The sequence below is a fragment of the Pedobacter sp. GW821-FHT01D05 genome (genome assembly GCF_059422505.1).
This window is the reverse complement of record NZ_JBWKXA010000001.1, coordinates 794,736-812,154: the sequence shown is the minus strand read 5'-3', so window position 1 is coordinate 812,154 and position 17,419 is coordinate 794,736. Positions and strand designations below refer to the sequence as shown.

Sequence of the window (17,419 nt, the reverse complement as noted above, 5' to 3'; positions counted from 1 at the left end):
CGCTGCATTGTAAACTATTAATTCACAAAATGATACAAGAAAACGACCTCTCCACTAAAGGCAGGCTTCTTTTGATTTTCAATTTCCATTTCGATAGCCATATTTACCTTGGTTACTCCCCGAAGATTAATAATAGAAGCCAATTTTGCTTTTAACCTTACCTTACTGTTAACGGTAACTGCTTGCGCAAACCTTAAACTTTCGATACCGTAATTGATCTCCATTTTTAATTTTTGGATATCAACAATTTCTTTCCACAAGTAAGGGATTAACGAAAGCGTTAAATAACCATGCGCTATGGTTGCTTTAAAAGGGCCTTCATTTTGGGCTCTTTCTTCATCGACATGAATCCATTGATGATCTAATGTGGCATCGGCAAATTTATTAATCTGTTCTTGTGTAATGGTATGCCATGAAGAAACGCCTAATTCCTTGCCAAGGTATTGTTCAAATTCTGCGTGGGAGGTAATGATTTGCATTTTGATATATATTTTAGTGCCAAGCGTTATGCGGCTGGCGAATTAATAATTATTTTTTAATTCTGTTTAAAAGGCATTTTTGGGTTAATCGTTTATAGTAGATGGCCAATGGCCTAACGATTAACCATAAGCACCTTGCTGTAATTTAACTCAAGTTCCGCTCCCTAAACCAGACCTCATCTGGAATGGCAGAAAAATCATCCATTTTATCGATTAAAGTTTCGGCATTTGCTTCATTAAAAACTAAATCACGATTGGCCGGTTTCAAAAATTTACTTTGCACCATCATATCCATTTGGGCAAATAAGGGATCGTAAAAACCATTTACATTTAATACGCCGATTGGTTTTGTGTGCAGGCCGAGCTGCAACCAGGTTAACACTTCAAAAAACTCTTCAAGGGTACCGAAACCTCCTGGCAAAATTACAAAACCATCACTTAAATCGGCCATTTTCTGTTTTCTTTGATGCATATTTTCAGTTACGATCATTTCGGTTACCCCTTTATGACCAACTTCTTTATCCATTAAAAACTGTGGTATTACACCGGTAACTAAACCGCCTAACTCGAGTACATCATTGGCTAATACACCCATCACGCCTACACTTCCTCCACCATACACCAATCTGATCTGCTGTTTTACAAGTGTTTCTGCCAGTTGCTTTATTGCGTTACGAAGCGCTACATCGCCATTAAAGTTTGAGCCACAATACACACAAACTGATTTAAGCTTATTCATTTAGTTAAAATTTACCGAAGTTAAGACTTTATCGGCTTTCTGTAAATTTTAATTCTGCACAAAGCTGTTACAGGACTTATTTTAATTAAACCTCGCAGGTTTTAAAAACCTGCGAGGTTTGATCGTATAATTTTCTTTCCAAGAACCACCGCCTTTGTTAAATAAACCTGATAAAACGGAAAGCCCGGAGCAAAGCAATGAGCGAGGACTTGGAGGGATAGCAGGACTGACTCTAAAATGGAATTCTGTCTTTGCTTTTCTAAATAATATTGACCACTTGAGGATACTTAAGTATTTTTTAGCACAAAAAAGGAGCAGCATTAACGCCACTCCTTTTAACCAAATATAAGAGAAAAGATTTTTTAGTTAAACGATCTTAGAAAGCATAACGGATTGTTGCACCGTAAGTTCTTGGATCTCCGAGTACACCTGCATATAAGCCTGAGTTACCTGCTGCAGCCTGCAATTGTTCATAATAGTTTCTATTTGCAATATTTCTGCTCCAAACAAATAAAGAGAACTTATCTGATTTGAATCCTAACCTTGCATTAAATAAAGCATATCCTTTAACATTTAAGATGCTTGATGGTGTAGGGTTTGAAGAATATTCTGAACGGTAACTCGCATCGCCTGCAATAAAATATCTGCCAGCCCTGGTTGCTAAATTACCAGGGGTACTAAATTCAGAACCTCCAGAAATATTCCATTTAGAAATACCTGGCAATCTGCCTCCCGAAGCATCTTTAAATGCCACTTGGGTAGCTACACCGTTTATTAATTCAGTATGGCCGGTTTCTTCTAAAGGAAGTGGTGCATTGGTGAATTTCACATATTTACCATCAAGGTAAGCAACGGCTGCATTTAAAGTTAAGAACCTTTCCAATTGATAAGTTCCATCAATTTCTAAACCTTTTACTTTAACCTTTTCAGCATTAGCAAGATAACCTCTGTTTACACCCAGCTGTGGAGATTGAACATTGGTTTGGTAATCTTTAATATCGGTATTAAAAGCGGTAATATTTAATATGGCACCTTTAACCGGTTTTGTTTTTAAACCTAATTCGTAATGTTGAACATATTCTGGCTTTACAACAGCAACTGATAAGTCTGCTTGTCCGGTTGAAGTAGTTGGCAACCCACCTACGTTAACACCAACTGGTTTGTAGGCGGTAGAGAAAGTTCCGTAAACATTTAACTTCGTGTTAGGGCGGTATGAAGCCGTTAAGTTACCCGATAGGTTATTGTTATCTACATTGGTAGTGAATTGCTGGTTGCTGTATACGGCAGCTTTAAGTGCAAGTAAAGCGGCATCTGTAGTCTGCAATCCGCCATAAGTTACCCTGTCGTAATCCACATCTTTTTTATCGTAGGTGTATCTTAAACCAGGTAATACGTGAAAGTGTTCTAAAAATTCCCAGTCAACCTGAGCAAAAATAGCTGCACTTAACGATTTGATGGTCGAATTGGTTTTGATCCCAAAGCCATCTAATAAACCCGGTGTTGAGTATAAAGCCTGACTACCCGTATTGCTGGTTTGTACAAATCTCCATTGATCTTTACCTACTTCTTCGGTTTGAGCCAAACCTTTTAAGTTCTGAGCAAGGGCAAACACACCAATTACACCACTTAATTTATCGGTGATATTACCAGCATATCTAATTTCCTGTGAATATTGATCATGACGGGAGTTACCTTGAGACTTGGTTAATGCAGACAGTTCAGAGAAATCCCTGTCGTTGGTAGGATCCCAGTTCCAGAATCTCCATGCAGTAGTAGAAGTTAATGTTCCGCCACCAATCTTATAATCCACATTTAAAGATATACCTCCGATCGACTGATTGTGTCTCCAAGGGGTATTGGTATTGATCTCTCTGGAAAAAGGATCAATTTTTGGTTGTTGGTAGCCTAAATCAGAAACAATTTTGGCATACTGACGGTAAGCGCTTCTTTCTGTCTGCGCTACACCAGCAATTACCAATGGGTAACCTGCAGGATGTTGAATACTTACATCACTACTCAACAATATCTGTAACCTATCTGAAGGGGTAAAATATAACTGACCTTTAAAGCCAAGGTTGTTTTGTCCGCTATATCTACGTTCTTCTCTGGTATTCCATATTGTACCATCGCGTTGGGTACCGGAGATTGATATTTTTGCAGCAAGATTTTTTGCTACTCCTCCCGAAACTGACGTTTTTGCCTGGATAAAATTATAATTTCCTACACTTAGTTCTACTTTGGCACTTGGTGTTTGTGTTGGTTTTGAGGTAGTAATGTTAAATGCACCTGCGGTAGTATTTTTACCAAATAACGTACCTTGAGGACCACGGATTACTTCTATTTGTTCTATATCCAGGAAATCGGTTGAGGTAGCAGCCGGACGCGCATGGTAAACACCATCTACGTAAAAACCTACACCCGGATCGATACCATCATTAGTTAAACCGAATGTTGACCCCAAACCTCTAATATTAAGTGTTGTATTTCTGGCATTCGAGGCATACAATTGTACAGACGGTACCAACTCTTTTAAACGGTTAACGTTAAAAGCACCCGCATTTTCTGCTGCCTGGCCGCCAATTACAGTAATTGGAATAGGCACATCCTGTAAAACCTCCGAACGTCTTCTCGACGTTACAACGATCTCATCTAATAATGCATTTTCTACGAGAACCAATTCTATTGGGCTTTCCTGAAGTTTTAAAATCTGAAAATCCTGCGGTTTATAGCCAACTGAGCTCACTTGAAGGTAAAATGGAGTCTCTTGTCTTACATTTATGCTGAAAACACCATTATCATCGGCCACTACGGCTTGGTTTGTTCCTCTTACCTTTACAGTAGCATGTGGTATTGTACTGCCATTTGTTGTTTTAATTACACCTGTTACTGGGCTTTGGGCAAAGGCAAAACTTGCCGAAAGTAAAAATGAAAAGAGAATTAGTAAACTTTTGTTCATGATTAGTTATATAGTTTGTTTAAATGTTGTTGATTAATGACTCGTTCGAAAGTATTCGATTACTGTTTTAGAGTGGCTACAACAACAATACGAGCGTGTTTTTTGATTTGTTTTCATAATTATTATATAAATCCTATAGATTTAGTCGACAAATATATTAAAAAATTTTAGGTGCCAAATTTTATTTTGTGATTTTTCTATTTTTAATTAATTCTCCAGACCTTATAGGTTTTAAAACCTAAGGTCTAAAAACAAAAACGGGGCTATCGTAAACGATGCCCCGCTGTAATTATCCTTAAATCCCCTAAAGGGGACTTTAGCTATTATATTCTTTTCTTAAAATTTTGAGTAGTTAGATCTTCTTCACTAAGTTCTCGACCTTACACCCTAAACCCTATCTGGTATAATTAGGTGCTTCTTTAGTAATTGTAATATCGTGCGGATGGCTTTCTCGCATACCTGCAGCCGTAATCTGCACAAATTGTGCTTCTTGTAATGCCTCGATATTTGCTGCACCGCAATAGCCCATACTTGCACGTAAACCACCAATGTATTGATACATTACTTCCGCTAAGGTACCCTTAAATGGCACACGGCCAACAATTCCTTCAGGAACTAACTTTTTAATATCATCTTCCACATCCTGGAAATAACGGTCTTTAGAACCTTGCTCCATTGCTTCAATTGAGCCCATTCCACGGTAAGATTTAAATTTACGTCCTTCGTAGATAATGGTTTCGCCCGGTGATTCTTCAACTCCGGCAAATAACGAACCTGCCATTACCGTACTTGCTCCAGAAGCAATTGCTTTGGCAATATCACCTGTGTGTTTAATACCACCATCGGCAATAACAGGAACACCTGTACCTTTTAAAGCTTTGGCACATTCGTAAACCGCATATAATTGAGGAACACCAACGCCGGCAATAATTCTGGTGGTACAGATAGAACCAGGACCAATACCAACCTTAACGGCATCAGCACCGGCATCGGCTAAGAATTTTGCAGCAGCACCAGTTGCTATATTTCCAACGATAACCTGCAAATCAGGATATTTAGCTTTAACTTCTTTTAATTTATCAACTACGCCTTTAGAGTGACCATGAGCAGTATCAATGGTAATTACATCAACACCGGCATGAACTAAGGCATCAACACGCTGTATAGTATCAGCCGTTACTCCAACCGCAGCACCTACACGTAAACGGCCACGTTCGTCTTTACAGGCTGCAGGATAATTTTTAACCTTCGAAATATCTTTAAAAGTAATTAAACCGCTTAGGTAACCATCTTTGCTCACTACAGGAAGTTTCTCGATTTTATGGTTCTGAAGAATTTCCTCTGCCTGAACCAAAGTAGTTCCTTCTGGTGCAATGATTAAATTTTCTTTAGTCATTACCTCAGAAATCGGTCTTTTCATATCCTTTTGGAAACGTAAATCCCTGTTTGTAATAATACCTACCAATTTATTATCGCTGCTTACAACAGGAATACCACCAATTTTATGCTCTTTCATAATCTTGAAAGCATCAGACACAACAGCTGTTTCCAATAAGGTTACTGGATCCTGGATCATACCGCTTTCAGAACGTTTAACCTTACGTACTTCTTCGGCTTGTCGTTCTATAGTCATGTTTTTGTGTAACATACCAATACCACCGTTTTGCGCGATGGCAATGGCTAGTTCGGCTTCTGTTACAGTATCCATCGCGGCAGAAATCAATGGAACATTAAGTTTAATTTTTTTTGTTAAAAAAGTGGCTGTATTTACTTCACGGGGCAGAATTTCGGAATATGCGGGTACTAGAAGTACGTCGTCATACGTTAAACCTGTGGCAATAAACTTTGTGGAATCGAGTTGCATAGCAAATAAATTAGGATTTATTATTTGCCAGGCAAAGATACGAAAATTGCGGGAATATAAAAGTATAATGATAAAAATGCTTAAATATTGAGCTTGCCTGACAATCGCTATCACCACTAAACAAAACCAGGGTTTAATGAATATACTGCAACAAAGCCCTACTATTTAGCGAATTTATTTGAATAAAATTTTAGTTTTATATAATTTCAACAAACCAAATATAATAAGATGATAGATTTTCTTGAAGGCGTAAAGGAATGGCTCGTTGGATTCTTCGGCTTACCAGCGCTATTAAAACTACTGCAGACCAATGATTATAGCCAGTTTATGAGCTGGAATGGCATTAGTGCACTTATGGGGCCTTTGATTCCTTTTTTATTATTTTTTGAAATCATCAGGATGGCATTTTACCGCCGTTTTAAAGTGGTTGATTACCGGATTTCTTTCTTTTCACTGGTGATTAATTCTTTTATTGGCCGCATTATTTCTATCGGCATGGTGTCTATCTGTATCGGTTTATTTGGCAAATATGCCATTTTTAAAACGGAGATTACATGGTACTGGCTATTATATGGTTATGTGATCTGGGAATTTGGCCATTTTATTTATCATTTTTTAGCACATAAAGTAAGGCTTTTCTGGTGTTTGCACTCCACCCATCACGCACCCGAAACCATGAATTTATCGGTAAATTTTGCGCATTTTTTTCTTGAAGCACCTTATGCAGACCTGATTAGAACTACAACATGCATTCTTTTGGGTGTAAGCCCTGCCCTGCTTTTTTTAATCATGTTTATCGACGGTTTTTGGGGATCTTTTATCCACATTGGAGAAAACATTTCTAAAGATGGCCGGTTTGGATTTTTAAATAAAATCATCCTTACGCCTTCTCATCATCGTGTACACCATGCCAAGAATGCACTGTATATGGATACCAATTTCTGCAACCTGCTACCCATCTGGGACCATGTTTTTAAAACCTACCAGGAAGAAGACAAAACAATAAAAATTGAATATGGTATTACCCGGGAAATGAAAAAAAATAGTTTTTTAGATGCTTATTTCGGCGAAATTGTTCTTTTGGCTAAAGATGTTTGGCGCGCGCCCGGTATTAAAAACAAGTTTCTATATATCTTTATGCCTCCGGGATGGAGCCACACCAAAGACCATAAAACAGCTAAAATAGTGAGAACAGAATACCTGAAAAATTACAAAACTGAAATGGTCAACTCATAAGATGAGTTAATGGGAATTCTTTATAAATTAGCATATGATTACTGAAAACCAATATTTTGATGGCAACGTTAAATCGTTAGGCTATGAAACCGCTGAAGGAAAATCGACTGTCGGCGTTATAAATCCGGGAGAATATACTTTTGGCACCGCTCAGAAAGAAATTATGCATGTTATAGAGGGTGAACTAACTGCACTTTTACCAGGTACTGCAGATTGGCAAAACATTAAAGCTGGCAGTAATTTTGAAGTGCCTGCAAACTCATCTTTTAAAGTAAAAGCTAGTGTTCAAACGACATATTTATGCCAGTATAGGTAGTTAATAAAAGAATAACAAACCGAAAAAGTCGTCATTTCGAGCGGAGTGTAACGAAGCCGAGAACCCGAAGGCTCTGCGAAGCAAAATCTATCTGGATAGATCTTCCATTTCGCTACGCTTCAGTCGAAATGACGAATAGCGGGGATATTTACACTTATTTCTTCCCAATTACTACCTCGGTAAAACTATCAGTAGTAAGGTATTTATTTGCCAAGGCCAATAATTCTTCGGGAGTAATGGTTTTAACCTTCTCTATATATTTAGTATAATAATCGTAATCCAATCCTGCGAAATAAATGTTCTTGAATTTATCGGCGTGTGAGAATACATTTTCCAAACTGCCCAACATCGAACCCAACATGTAGTTACGAACAAGATCCAGTTCTTCTTCCCCTACCAGTTCGTTTTTCAATATCTCTATCTCCTTGTAAATCTCAGTTAATGCAGCCGAACAAACATCGGCACCAACTTCAGTAGCAATAAAAAGATAACCAGCCTGTTGTAGCGAAGAAATCCCAGAACCAATACCGTAAGTGTAGCCTTTATCTTCACGGATGTTATTCATTAAACGCGAGCCAAAGTATCCACCTAAAATGGTATTTAAAATCTGAAGACCAGAAAAATCTTCATGTTTACGGTTAATAGCTAACTGACCAATTCTGATTGCTGACTGTAAAGCTTCTGGTTTTTCAGTATAAACAAACTGTTTTTTTGTTGAGGCAAAATTGAAACTGTTTTTTACTGCATTACTTTTTTCCCAATCTTGTCCAAAAGCGTCGTTCAGCAGGTTAAAGCTGGCATCATCAAACTTACCTGAAACGATTATGGTACAATTATTAGGCGCATAGGCAGCTTTAAAATATTCAGTTAAATCTTCGCGTTTTAATGCATCATAATGCTCAGCTTTAATATTTACGCCGTAAGCTGTATCGCCAAATAAAGCCTGTGCAAACTCTTTTCTCGAAAGAACATCGTTTTTCTTTAGGTTTACCTGTAGCTTTTGCTTTTGGTTTTGAATGTAAATATCAAGTTCGTGCTGTGGAAACTGGCTTTCTGATAGAACATCCTTCACAATCGGCAGTACCGAGTGTAAATGTTTATTTAAAGTGTATAGTGTAACCGAAGATTGATCCTGGGCATACTCTGTTTGAAAGAAAGCACCATAAAAATCAATTTTTTCGGCTATTTCTTTCGCCGATAATTTATTTGTTCCATTATTGATCAATGCGCTTACCGCAATGGCCTGTAATGGTTTTTCGAGCTTCCAGTTTACGTTTTCAAAAATAAATTCGATACGTACCAGATCCTGTTCTCCGGAGTAGATTGTAAAAACGGGCACACCGTTATCCAGTACTTTTTTTTCTGGATGGATAAAATTTATAGTCGACACCTGCTTAAAATCAGGCGCCTGTTGTCTGTTAAGCATTTTCTTCAGTTAAATAATATAAAGTTGATGATGAATTTGGTTGGAAAGTTTCATTGGATATCCGTTTAATATCTTCTGCTTTAACCTTTAGAAATTCTTCAGTTTCCTGGTTTAATAAAGCGGCATCACCTAAAAGCTCATAATAAGCCAGGTTCATGGCTTTATCCAATAAACTCATTTCGGAAAAAACAAGTACAGATTCTACCTTGTTTTTTACCTTGGTTAATTCGTTATCAGAAACCAGTTCGGCTTTTAATTTTTCCAGTTCAGCCCAGATTGCTTTTTCTGCAGTTTCGGTTGTTATTCCTTCCACCAATTTACCTTCAACAATAAACAAACCCGGATCTAAACTGCTCGAAATGTAGGCATTGATATCGCTAAAAAGTTTCTGCTCTTTCAACAAGCTGTTGTACAAGCGCGAAGACTGCCCACGTGATAAAATATCCGATAATAAATCAAAGGCATAATAATCCTGATTTAATCTTCCTGGCATTTTAAAAGCCATATAAATCGCATTTAAAGGCACATTAGCTTTAACAGTTTCTGCCCTGGCCTCGGTTTGAGGTTCTTCCTGTACCAAATCGCGATGATATTTATCTCCAGCCGGAATAGGTTCGAACCATTTTTCGGCCAGTTTTTTTACGTCTTCAGTTTTCACATTTCCACCCACAACCAAAATTGCGTTTTGTGGTGTATAGTGTTTTTTGAAAAACGCCTTTACATCATCCATAGTGGCATTTTCGATATGCGAAAGTTCTTTCCCTATAGTTGCCCAGCGGTACGAATGCTTTTTATAAGCCAACGGACGCAACTTTAACCAAACATCACCATAAGGCTGGTTAAGATAACGTTGCTTAAACTCCTCACTCACCACATTTCTTTGCGTATCTAAACTCTTTTCAGAAAAAGCAAGGCTCAGCATACGGTCGCTTTCCAACCAAAATGCGGTTTCTATGTTTTCTGCAGGCAGCGTGATGTAATAATTGGTAATATCATTGCTCGTAAAAGCGTTGTTCTCACCACCTACACGTTGCAAAGGCTCATCATAATTCGGAATATTTACCGATCCGCCGAACATTAAATGTTCAAATAAATGCGCAAAACCGGTTTTTTCAGGGTCCTCGTCACGGGCACCCACATCATATAAAATATTTAAAACTGCCATTGGCGTTGTCGCATCTTCATGCACCAAAACTTTTAAGCCATTGGCAAGTGTAAAACGATTAAAATCTACCATATTAATTTTTAGAACCGTAAAGATATAATAAATGATTTCACTGATGAGGAAGATTTAATAGATTTTGACGTATTAACTGTGTTTGTTATTTTTTTGACAAACCTTAAACCTTAGCCCCTCAACCTTCCCTCCCTTTTCCTTATCTTTGTAGTATGAATACAGCCGATTTACTGCAACGGGCATTACATTTCGATTTTTTGAGCCTTGAAGAAGGCGTACATTTATACCATCATGCCGATACGGCATCGTTGATGTTTGTAGCGAATGAATTAAGGAAAATCCAGGTACCCAGTGGCAAAGTAACCTGGCAGATCGACCGTAATGTAAATACGACCAACGTTTGTATTGCCAACTGTAAATTCTGTAATTTCTTCCGCAGGCCTGGCCATGATGAAAGTTATATTACTGATATCGAAACCTATAAGATAAAAATTGAAGAAACTTTCCGTTTAGGTGGAGATCAATTGTTATTACAGGGCGGGCACCACCCGGATTTAGGTTTAGCCTTTTATGCGGATCTTTTCAAAAAACTAAAAGAATTATATCCTGATTTAAAATTACATGCTTTGGGTCCTCCTGAAATTGCACACGTTGCAAAGCTGGAAGGAATGACGCATACTGAAGTGTTAAAAGCGTTAAAAGAAGCAGGAATGGATTCGCTTCCTGGTGCAGGTGCCGAAATTTTAAATGACCGTGTAAGGCGTTTAATTTCAAAAGGAAAATGTGGTGGGCAGGAATGGCTTGATGTAATGCGTGCATGCCATCAATTGGATATTACCACATCAGCAACCATGATGTTTGGACACGTAGAAACCATCGAAGAGCGTTTTGAGCATTTGGTATGGATCCGTCAGGTACAGAGCGAAAAACCTGCTGATGCAAACGGATTCCTGGCTTTCATTCCCTGGCCTTTCCAGGATGACGGAACTTTATTAAAAAGACTCCGCGGCATCAGCAACAATGTAACGGCTGATGAATATATCCGCATGATTGCCTTGAGCCGCATTATGTTGCCTAATATTAAAAATATTCAGGCCAGTTGGTTAACCGTTGGTAAAGCTACCGCACAGCTTTGTTTACACGCAGGCGCAAATGATTTTGGATCGATTATGATCGAAGAAAATGTGGTATCGGCTGCTGGTGCACCACACCGTTTTACGGCAAGTGGCATTCAGCAATCCATTAAAGCAGCAGGTTTCGAACCTCAGTTACGCGGACAGAAATATAACTACAGAGATTTGCCTGAGCATTTGGAAGAACAGGTAATCACCTATTAATAAGTAATTTAATTAGATATTGATAGAATTAATGAATGTTTAAGTTTATTCAGTATTACTTAGGTAAGTAAATCCGATTGCAGCGACATACTCTTTAGCTGTCACCCTGAGCGTAGTCGAAGGGCAGTTAATAAGATCTAGCGCTAAGCGGGATTAACGTTAATTGAAAAACAGAACTTTGCTTTGCTTTCCAAATCACTTAGTGCTGAATTTGGATCCTAAAATCCTGTCAGCCTGATAATCTTATGCAAAAAAGGGAAGTAAAACCAAGTTCTACCTCCCTACCTTAAACTAAACATTACCTAATTAATAATGTGGAACTTTTGCTATGATAGCTTTTTACCGTCTTTAAGGAATAAGTTAGCAATTGTGATTACACTGGCTTTATCCAAAGGCTCATCAAAACTTTCTACAGCTACAGCTTTGGTTATGCCTGTATTGCTACCAATACCTACAATATTTACACCAGCTTGTACGGTTAAATCTTCGGCAGCATATACTGCATCTACCTGAGGAACTCCAGAATCATTCGCCTGCCCTGAAGCACCAAGACTAACCCATGGCTTATATACTGCTGTACCAGCTGCTGTACGCATTTGACGGATGTGCGAAGCATGACGTGCCTCTACCGAGTGGATCTGTAAAGCGGTTTGCAATACCCCCGGACTAACCAATAGATTTCCTGCCTGACCTTTGTATGCTCTCACTCCAGTATCTTCGAAACCTTGCGCTACTGCTAAAAAAGTACCATAATCAGAATATACAGTAGAAAACGTTCCACCTGCTCTAAAATCGGTATCCGCATAGGCAATTGGTGCACGTGCAGAACTTCCCAAAGCACCTACCAATAAATCAACGTGCGCTTTTTCGTGATCGCGAATAGTAGTAATGGCGGCTTGACTGGCTGCATTTGGAAAATTAAAAGTAACATCAGTTACTGCCGATCCCGGAGTTTTGCCAACAATACAGTGATTATAAAAATGATATTCCAAATACTCTAGCGATAAAGCAAAGTTTAATACATCAACAACCGCTGCAGGTAAAGCTGTTTGTCCATATGCTTTTTGAAACATTGAACCTAGGGCCAGCGGCATAGCAGCCAAAGAGATTTTTTTGCCCATGTTGAAAAAGCTTTTCATTGCGGCTCTTCTCGGATTTAATCTCTCATAGATTTCACCGTCAACTTTTTCAATTTCTTCTAATATATTTACGATATTCATGATTTTCTGATTTTAAAAATTAAAGGTTGATTACATTAATTTTGGTTTTGATATATTTTCCGGCAATTGCAAGCACCTTATCTGGCGTTAAAGCTGCATCTAAACCACCTGCGTTGTTGGCACCTAATGAAGTAAGGCTATTTAGATCAGCAAATGACCCGTTTGAAATTAAATCGCGAACATAAGCTGCGTGACGGGCCTCAACGGAAACTATTTTACCGGCTAACAATAGATATGTACCATTTTTAATTCTTGGTCCGGCACCATTGTATGCAGCCACACCTAAATCTTCAAAAGCCATTGCCGTGCCTAAAACACTAGCAGAACTGGTAAAATCAATTGATGAAAAATCTACCTCCAAACTTCCAATTGCAGCGGTACTTAAAGCAGCTTTAAAAAACTCCCTGTGTGCAATCTCATGGAACTGGATATCCTGGAAATATGCTTTTTGGGCAGCTGTGAAACTTGCAGGAGGTGCTGAAGCAACTTTTATGTAAAATGCGGCTTCTAATTGCTCTAAAGCATATGCATAATTTAATACCCCGAAATCATCTTTAAAATCTAATGTTGCGCCACCCATAGTAGGATTGTCGTAACCACGATCTTTTTTACAACCTGCTGCTACCAAGGCAATGCCAGCAGCGCCTGCACCTGCATACTGAAGAAAAGACCTTCTGCCTACAGTTTTGTCAAATAAACTTTTTTCCTGAAGTTCATTTTTTGTTTCTAGTTCATTGTGTTTCATAGTAATCTATGTTTAGTGGTTTTGAATTCGTTTGATGATACATACGTGACAATCAGAACACTGGTTTTTTTGATTTGCATTTTTTTTTGTAAGTGCATTTTAATACATTCACCAACCTATAGTTATGACAACATTAAAAGCCATTATTGTTGATGATGAGGAGTTTGCCCGGTCATCATTATTTTTTTTACTGCAACAGAACTGTCCACAGGTAGAAATTACCGGTATTGCAAGATCTGTAGCGGAGGCAAAAGATATTCTGGCACATCATCCTATTGATTTAATCTTTCTCGATATAGCAATGCCCGGAGGGAATGGTTTCGAATTAATTCCTGATGCCCAAAAACATAATGCGGCAGTTATATTTACTACCGCTTATGATCAATACGCCCTGAAAGCAATTAAGGCCAATGCACTCGATTATTTATTAAAACCAATTGATATTGATGAGCTTAAGATAGCTGTAGATAAGGTTTTTCAGCACATTAAGCGCTTTAAAGGTCAGAATGAAAATGATGAAAGAATCAACAATCTGGCGTCCAGTTTGAACTCAAGATCCGAAATCAGGAAGCTTACCCTTCCCTATGGCCAAGGTTTTAAAATGATCGATATCGATGACATCATTTATATCGAAGCCGATAGTAATTACTCTATTGTACACTTAAATAATCATGATAAAATAACGGTTTCGAAAGTTTTACGGGAATTTGAGGAGCTTTTACCGGGCGACCAATTTGTACGGATCCATAAATCTAGCATCATCAACCTTAACCATTTAAAAGAATATAATTCTAAAAACGGACTCCAGGTGTTCTTAAAAAATGGAGAAAGTATTAATATTTCGAGAAGAAGAGCAAGCGATTTTTTTGAAAAAATAAAATCATTTACAAAGGCGAACAGTGATCATTAAACCAGGCAAAAAAGCACTTTTATTTGCTGAAAAAGCAATCCTGAAGTTAAACTTCGGCCGCTCTTTTATTGCTTTTTTATTCGGGCTTATTATTTTTAGTGCGCCAAAAATCCTGTTTGCTCAAACTACTTACCTTCCCCATTATAATACTAAAAATGGACTGGCCAGCAACAACTGTTATTATATTTTACAAGACAAAAAAGGATTTATCTGGATTGCAACAGATAATGGATTGAGCCGTTTTGATGGTACTAATTTCCAGAATTTTACGATCGAAGATGGGCTGCCCGATACCCAGATCCTTCAGATGAAAGAAGACAAAGAGGGCCGCTTGTGGTTTTTTGCCTTAAACGGTCAGCTCAGCTACTTAAAAGAAGGAAAGTTTTACAACCAGGATAATGACGAACTGCTTAAAAAACTGAACTTTAATACGGTAATTGTTTCCTTTTTAGTAGATAAATCAGGGCGGATCTGGCTCGGAACAAATGCCAACCTAATTGTTTGCTGGGACGGAAAAACCATCAAAAAATACATTTCTCCAAATCTCAATGATAAGTTTATCAATGCCTTTATTCATGAAGATGAGCAAGGTAACATATTTGCGTATAGCGATTTAAGTGTACAGAAATTTAATGGAAAAACCTTTACCATTATCAATTCAAAAGTGCAGCCCCTCTCCTACATGACTGCTGTCAATTCTACGCACAGATCTTTATTTTATCTAGATGCCGGCGGCTTAAAACAATATAGACATGGAAGCATCAACGATCTCATATCGATTCCTCAGAACCTGATCAAGAACATGTCGGGATATTTTTATTACGACGTTACTACTAAAGAGGTTTGGTTGTCGAATGCAAATGGCGCTTTTGTTCTTGATAAAAGCGGAAAAACAGTGCAGTACCTACAGGATATACCTGTTAACCAAGTGATTAAAGACAATAACCAAAACATGTGGTTTGCCACTAATCAGGGCATTTATATGCTTCCTAATACCAATAACCGTTTATCTATTATTGATGCAGAATCGGGCCTGAGCAGCAACGTAATTAAAAGCATTACAAAAGATGGAAAAAACCGCCTGTGGCTGGGCACCGATGATGCCGTAATCGATGTGTTAACCATCAACAATTACCAGGTAGATGAAATTGGTTTAGACGATTTCAAGAAATACAAAACCATTAAACAGGTTACTTTCGATCCAAAAGATCAATCTATATATTTTGCATCCGATTATGGAATGGGCGTTTTCAAAAACATCTATAACAGCAGGAATGAAGTAAGTTATTTAAGAGAATCGAACAACTCCATGTTCGTAATTAAACACTTTAGCGTGGGCGAAAATAACAATCACCTCGCCTTAGCCCTTTCATCGGGTGTTGTTTTTTTATCGGACAGAAGAAACAAATTCGAATTTAACGCTGCTAAGTACCGCGAAAAGGAAGATTTTTTTAAAGACCGATCCTATCACGTTTTTTACGACCACGAAGGCAATTTGTGGTTTTCGAATATTAATGGCCTGTCTCAATTTTCGAAGGGGAAATTAATTAAACATTACGAAAATCACCCCCTCCTTACCAAAAGAATAAACGATATTCAGCAGCTTGCAGACGGCACTTTGATTTTGGCAACAGATGGTTATGGTTTAATTTTCTACAAGAACAGGCAGATTACCCGGCAGATTACCCAAAAAGATGGCCTAACCAATAATATCTGCACCAAAATATTTGTAAAAAACAACGAAATATGGGTATTAACAAACAAAGGTGTAAACAAAATAGCCGATTATCCCAATCAATTCACTGTGACCAATTTCGACTATGGAAAGGACCTTTTGAGTGATGATATCAACAGCTTGTTTATTGATGATAGCACGGCTTATTTTGCAACAAACAAAGGCCTGATCTTATTTAAGTACAATAATAAAAACATAGTTAAGAATCTTCCTAAAGTTTACGTTACTTCTATTATCAAAGACAATGAGCGTTTGCCGGTTGATCAGGGTAATTTTACTTTCGAAACAGGTAACAATACCATTCTATTTACCTTTAGTGCAGTCGATTTTACCACGAGCGACATCACCTATCGTTACCGTTTAAATGAAAATTCAGCTTGGGTAGAAACCCGCACAAGGCGGTTAGATTTTTCTTCACTACAATCAGGCGATTACATATTTGAGGTAAGTGCCAAAAGCCAGAATGGTAATTGGGGCGAGTCGGCAAAAATAGCTTTTACCATTAAAAAGCATTTTTGGCAAAGCCTATGGTTCTTATCTATTTTGATACTGCTGGTCGCCTATATTTTTTATAAAGTGGCTGTTTACATTACCCGTAAGCAAAAAGATAAAGAGCAAGAGCAATTGTTGTTAAAAAACAAAGTGCTGATGCTCGAGCAACAAGCCTTACAGGCGATGATGAATCCACATTTTGTTTTTAACGTGATGAATTCGATTCAGCATTATATCAACACGCAAAATACAGCTTCAGCAAATAAGGTTTTAACCGGCTTTGCCAGATTGATCCGAAAGAACCTGGAGATTTGTACCAAGAGCTACATATCACTTGAGGAAGAGCTAGAATACCTAAACCTCTACCTGAAACTGGAAAAGAACCGTTTCGGCGATAAATTAAAATACATTTTTAACATTGATGAAGAAATTGATAAAGAAGAAACTTTTATCCCATCTATGTTGTTGCAGCCTTACGTAGAAAATGCAATATGGCATGGCATTATGCCAAAAGAAACAGGTGGTGAAATCCTGATCAACATTAAACTGAAAGATGAATTCTATCTTAACATCGAAATCATTGATGATGGGATTGGAATCGACAACTCTTTAAAGGATAAAAAGGAAACACACATTAGTAAAGGAATGCAGTTAACCAAAGAAAGATTGCACCTTTTAGGTCAGATTGGAGCAAAACCTATACACTTAAATGTTAGGCAAAATACCACAAATGGTACAACAGTATCCATTTCTATACCATTAAAATAGAAAATTTACCGTTTACTCA

Annotated in this window: 13 protein-coding genes; 5 read left to right on the top strand and 8 right to left on the bottom strand. The window is 37.8% G+C overall.

Going from position 1 to position 17,419, the window contains the following annotated elements; genetic code table 11:
• Positions 1-17 precede the first annotated feature (17 nt).
• From AC07VK_RS03295 to guaB, 4 genes are all read right to left on the bottom strand, one after another.
• Positions 18-479, bottom strand: a complete 462-nt coding sequence (locus AC07VK_RS03295; protein ID WP_492958294.1) for a MaoC family dehydratase — start codon at positions 477-479, stop codon at positions 18-20.
• A 145-nt stretch (positions 480-624) separates the two neighbouring features.
• Entirely contained in the window at positions 625-1,218 is a 594-nt protein-coding gene (locus tag AC07VK_RS03290; protein WP_492953248.1) for an LOG family protein, read from the bottom strand.
• A gap of 376 nt (positions 1,219-1,594) precedes the next feature.
• A complete protein-coding gene (locus tag AC07VK_RS03285; protein WP_492958292.1) occupies positions 1,595-4,174 on the bottom strand; it encodes a TonB-dependent receptor in 2,580 nt (859 codons plus the stop codon).
• A gap of 394 nt (positions 4,175-4,568) precedes the next feature.
• The gene (guaB, locus tag AC07VK_RS03280; protein WP_492953246.1) at positions 4,569-6,038 is read right to left on the bottom strand and encodes an IMP dehydrogenase; all 1,470 of its coding nucleotides are present in this window, start codon (positions 6,036-6,038) and stop codon (positions 4,569-4,571) included.
• A 228-nt stretch (positions 6,039-6,266) separates the two neighbouring features.
• Here guaB and AC07VK_RS03275 point away from each other — a divergent pair, with 228 nt between their 5' ends.
• On the top strand, positions 6,267-7,274 hold the full coding sequence (locus AC07VK_RS03275) for a sterol desaturase family protein (RefSeq protein ID WP_492953245.1): 1,008 nt from the start codon (positions 6,267-6,269) through the stop codon (positions 7,272-7,274).
• 34 nt (positions 7,275-7,308) lie between these two features.
• Entirely contained in the window at positions 7,309-7,590 is a 282-nt protein-coding gene (ppnP, locus tag AC07VK_RS03270; protein ID WP_492953244.1) for a pyrimidine/purine nucleoside phosphorylase, read from the top strand.
• Between the two features lie 154 nt (positions 7,591-7,744).
• On the opposite strand, the gene AC07VK_RS03265 is transcribed toward ppnP, so the two are convergent.
• Both AC07VK_RS03265 and AC07VK_RS03260 read right to left on the bottom strand, forming a co-directional pair.
• The gene (locus AC07VK_RS03265) at positions 7,745-9,016 is read right to left on the bottom strand and encodes a M16 family metallopeptidase (RefSeq protein ID WP_492953243.1); all 1,272 of its coding nucleotides are present in this window, start codon (positions 9,014-9,016) and stop codon (positions 7,745-7,747) included.
• Complete coding sequence (locus AC07VK_RS03260; RefSeq protein WP_492958290.1) at positions 9,009-10,253, bottom strand: M16 family metallopeptidase; 1,245 nt, start codon at positions 10,251-10,253, stop codon at positions 9,009-9,011. The genes AC07VK_RS03265 and AC07VK_RS03260 overlap by 8 nt, the downstream gene beginning before the upstream one ends.
• A 152-nt stretch (positions 10,254-10,405) precedes the next feature.
• Between AC07VK_RS03260 and AC07VK_RS03255 the strand changes: the two genes are divergently transcribed.
• Positions 10,406-11,530 carry a CofH family radical SAM protein gene (locus AC07VK_RS03255; RefSeq protein WP_492953241.1) on the top strand — a complete coding sequence of 375 codons (1,125 nt, stop codon included), beginning with the start codon at positions 10,406-10,408 and terminating at the stop codon, positions 11,528-11,530.
• A gap of 326 nt (positions 11,531-11,856) precedes the next feature.
• Here AC07VK_RS03255 and AC07VK_RS03250 read toward each other — a convergent pair whose 3' ends face one another.
• Both AC07VK_RS03250 and AC07VK_RS03245 read right to left on the bottom strand, forming a co-directional pair.
• Positions 11,857-12,750 (bottom strand): ferritin-like domain-containing protein, encoded by an 894-nt coding sequence (locus AC07VK_RS03250; RefSeq protein ID WP_492958288.1) that lies wholly within the window; start codon positions 12,748-12,750, stop codon positions 11,857-11,859.
• A gap of 19 nt (positions 12,751-12,769) precedes the next feature.
• Complete coding sequence (locus tag AC07VK_RS03245; RefSeq protein WP_492953239.1) at positions 12,770-13,495, bottom strand: ferritin-like domain-containing protein; 726 nt, start codon at positions 13,493-13,495, stop codon at positions 12,770-12,772.
• 124 nt (positions 13,496-13,619) lie between these two features.
• Here AC07VK_RS03245 and AC07VK_RS03240 point away from each other — a divergent pair, with 124 nt between their 5' ends.
• Together AC07VK_RS03240 and AC07VK_RS03235 are read left to right on the top strand one after the other, a co-directional pair.
• Positions 13,620-14,405 carry a LytR/AlgR family response regulator transcription factor gene (locus AC07VK_RS03240; RefSeq protein ID WP_492958286.1) on the top strand — a complete coding sequence of 262 codons (786 nt, stop codon included), beginning with the start codon at positions 13,620-13,622 and terminating at the stop codon, positions 14,403-14,405.
• Positions 14,395-17,400 (top strand): ligand-binding sensor domain-containing protein, encoded by a 3,006-nt coding sequence (locus tag AC07VK_RS03235; protein WP_492958284.1) that lies wholly within the window; start codon positions 14,395-14,397, stop codon positions 17,398-17,400. Before AC07VK_RS03240 ends, AC07VK_RS03235 begins: the two co-directional genes overlap by 11 nt.
• Positions 17,401-17,419: the final 19 nt, after the last annotated feature.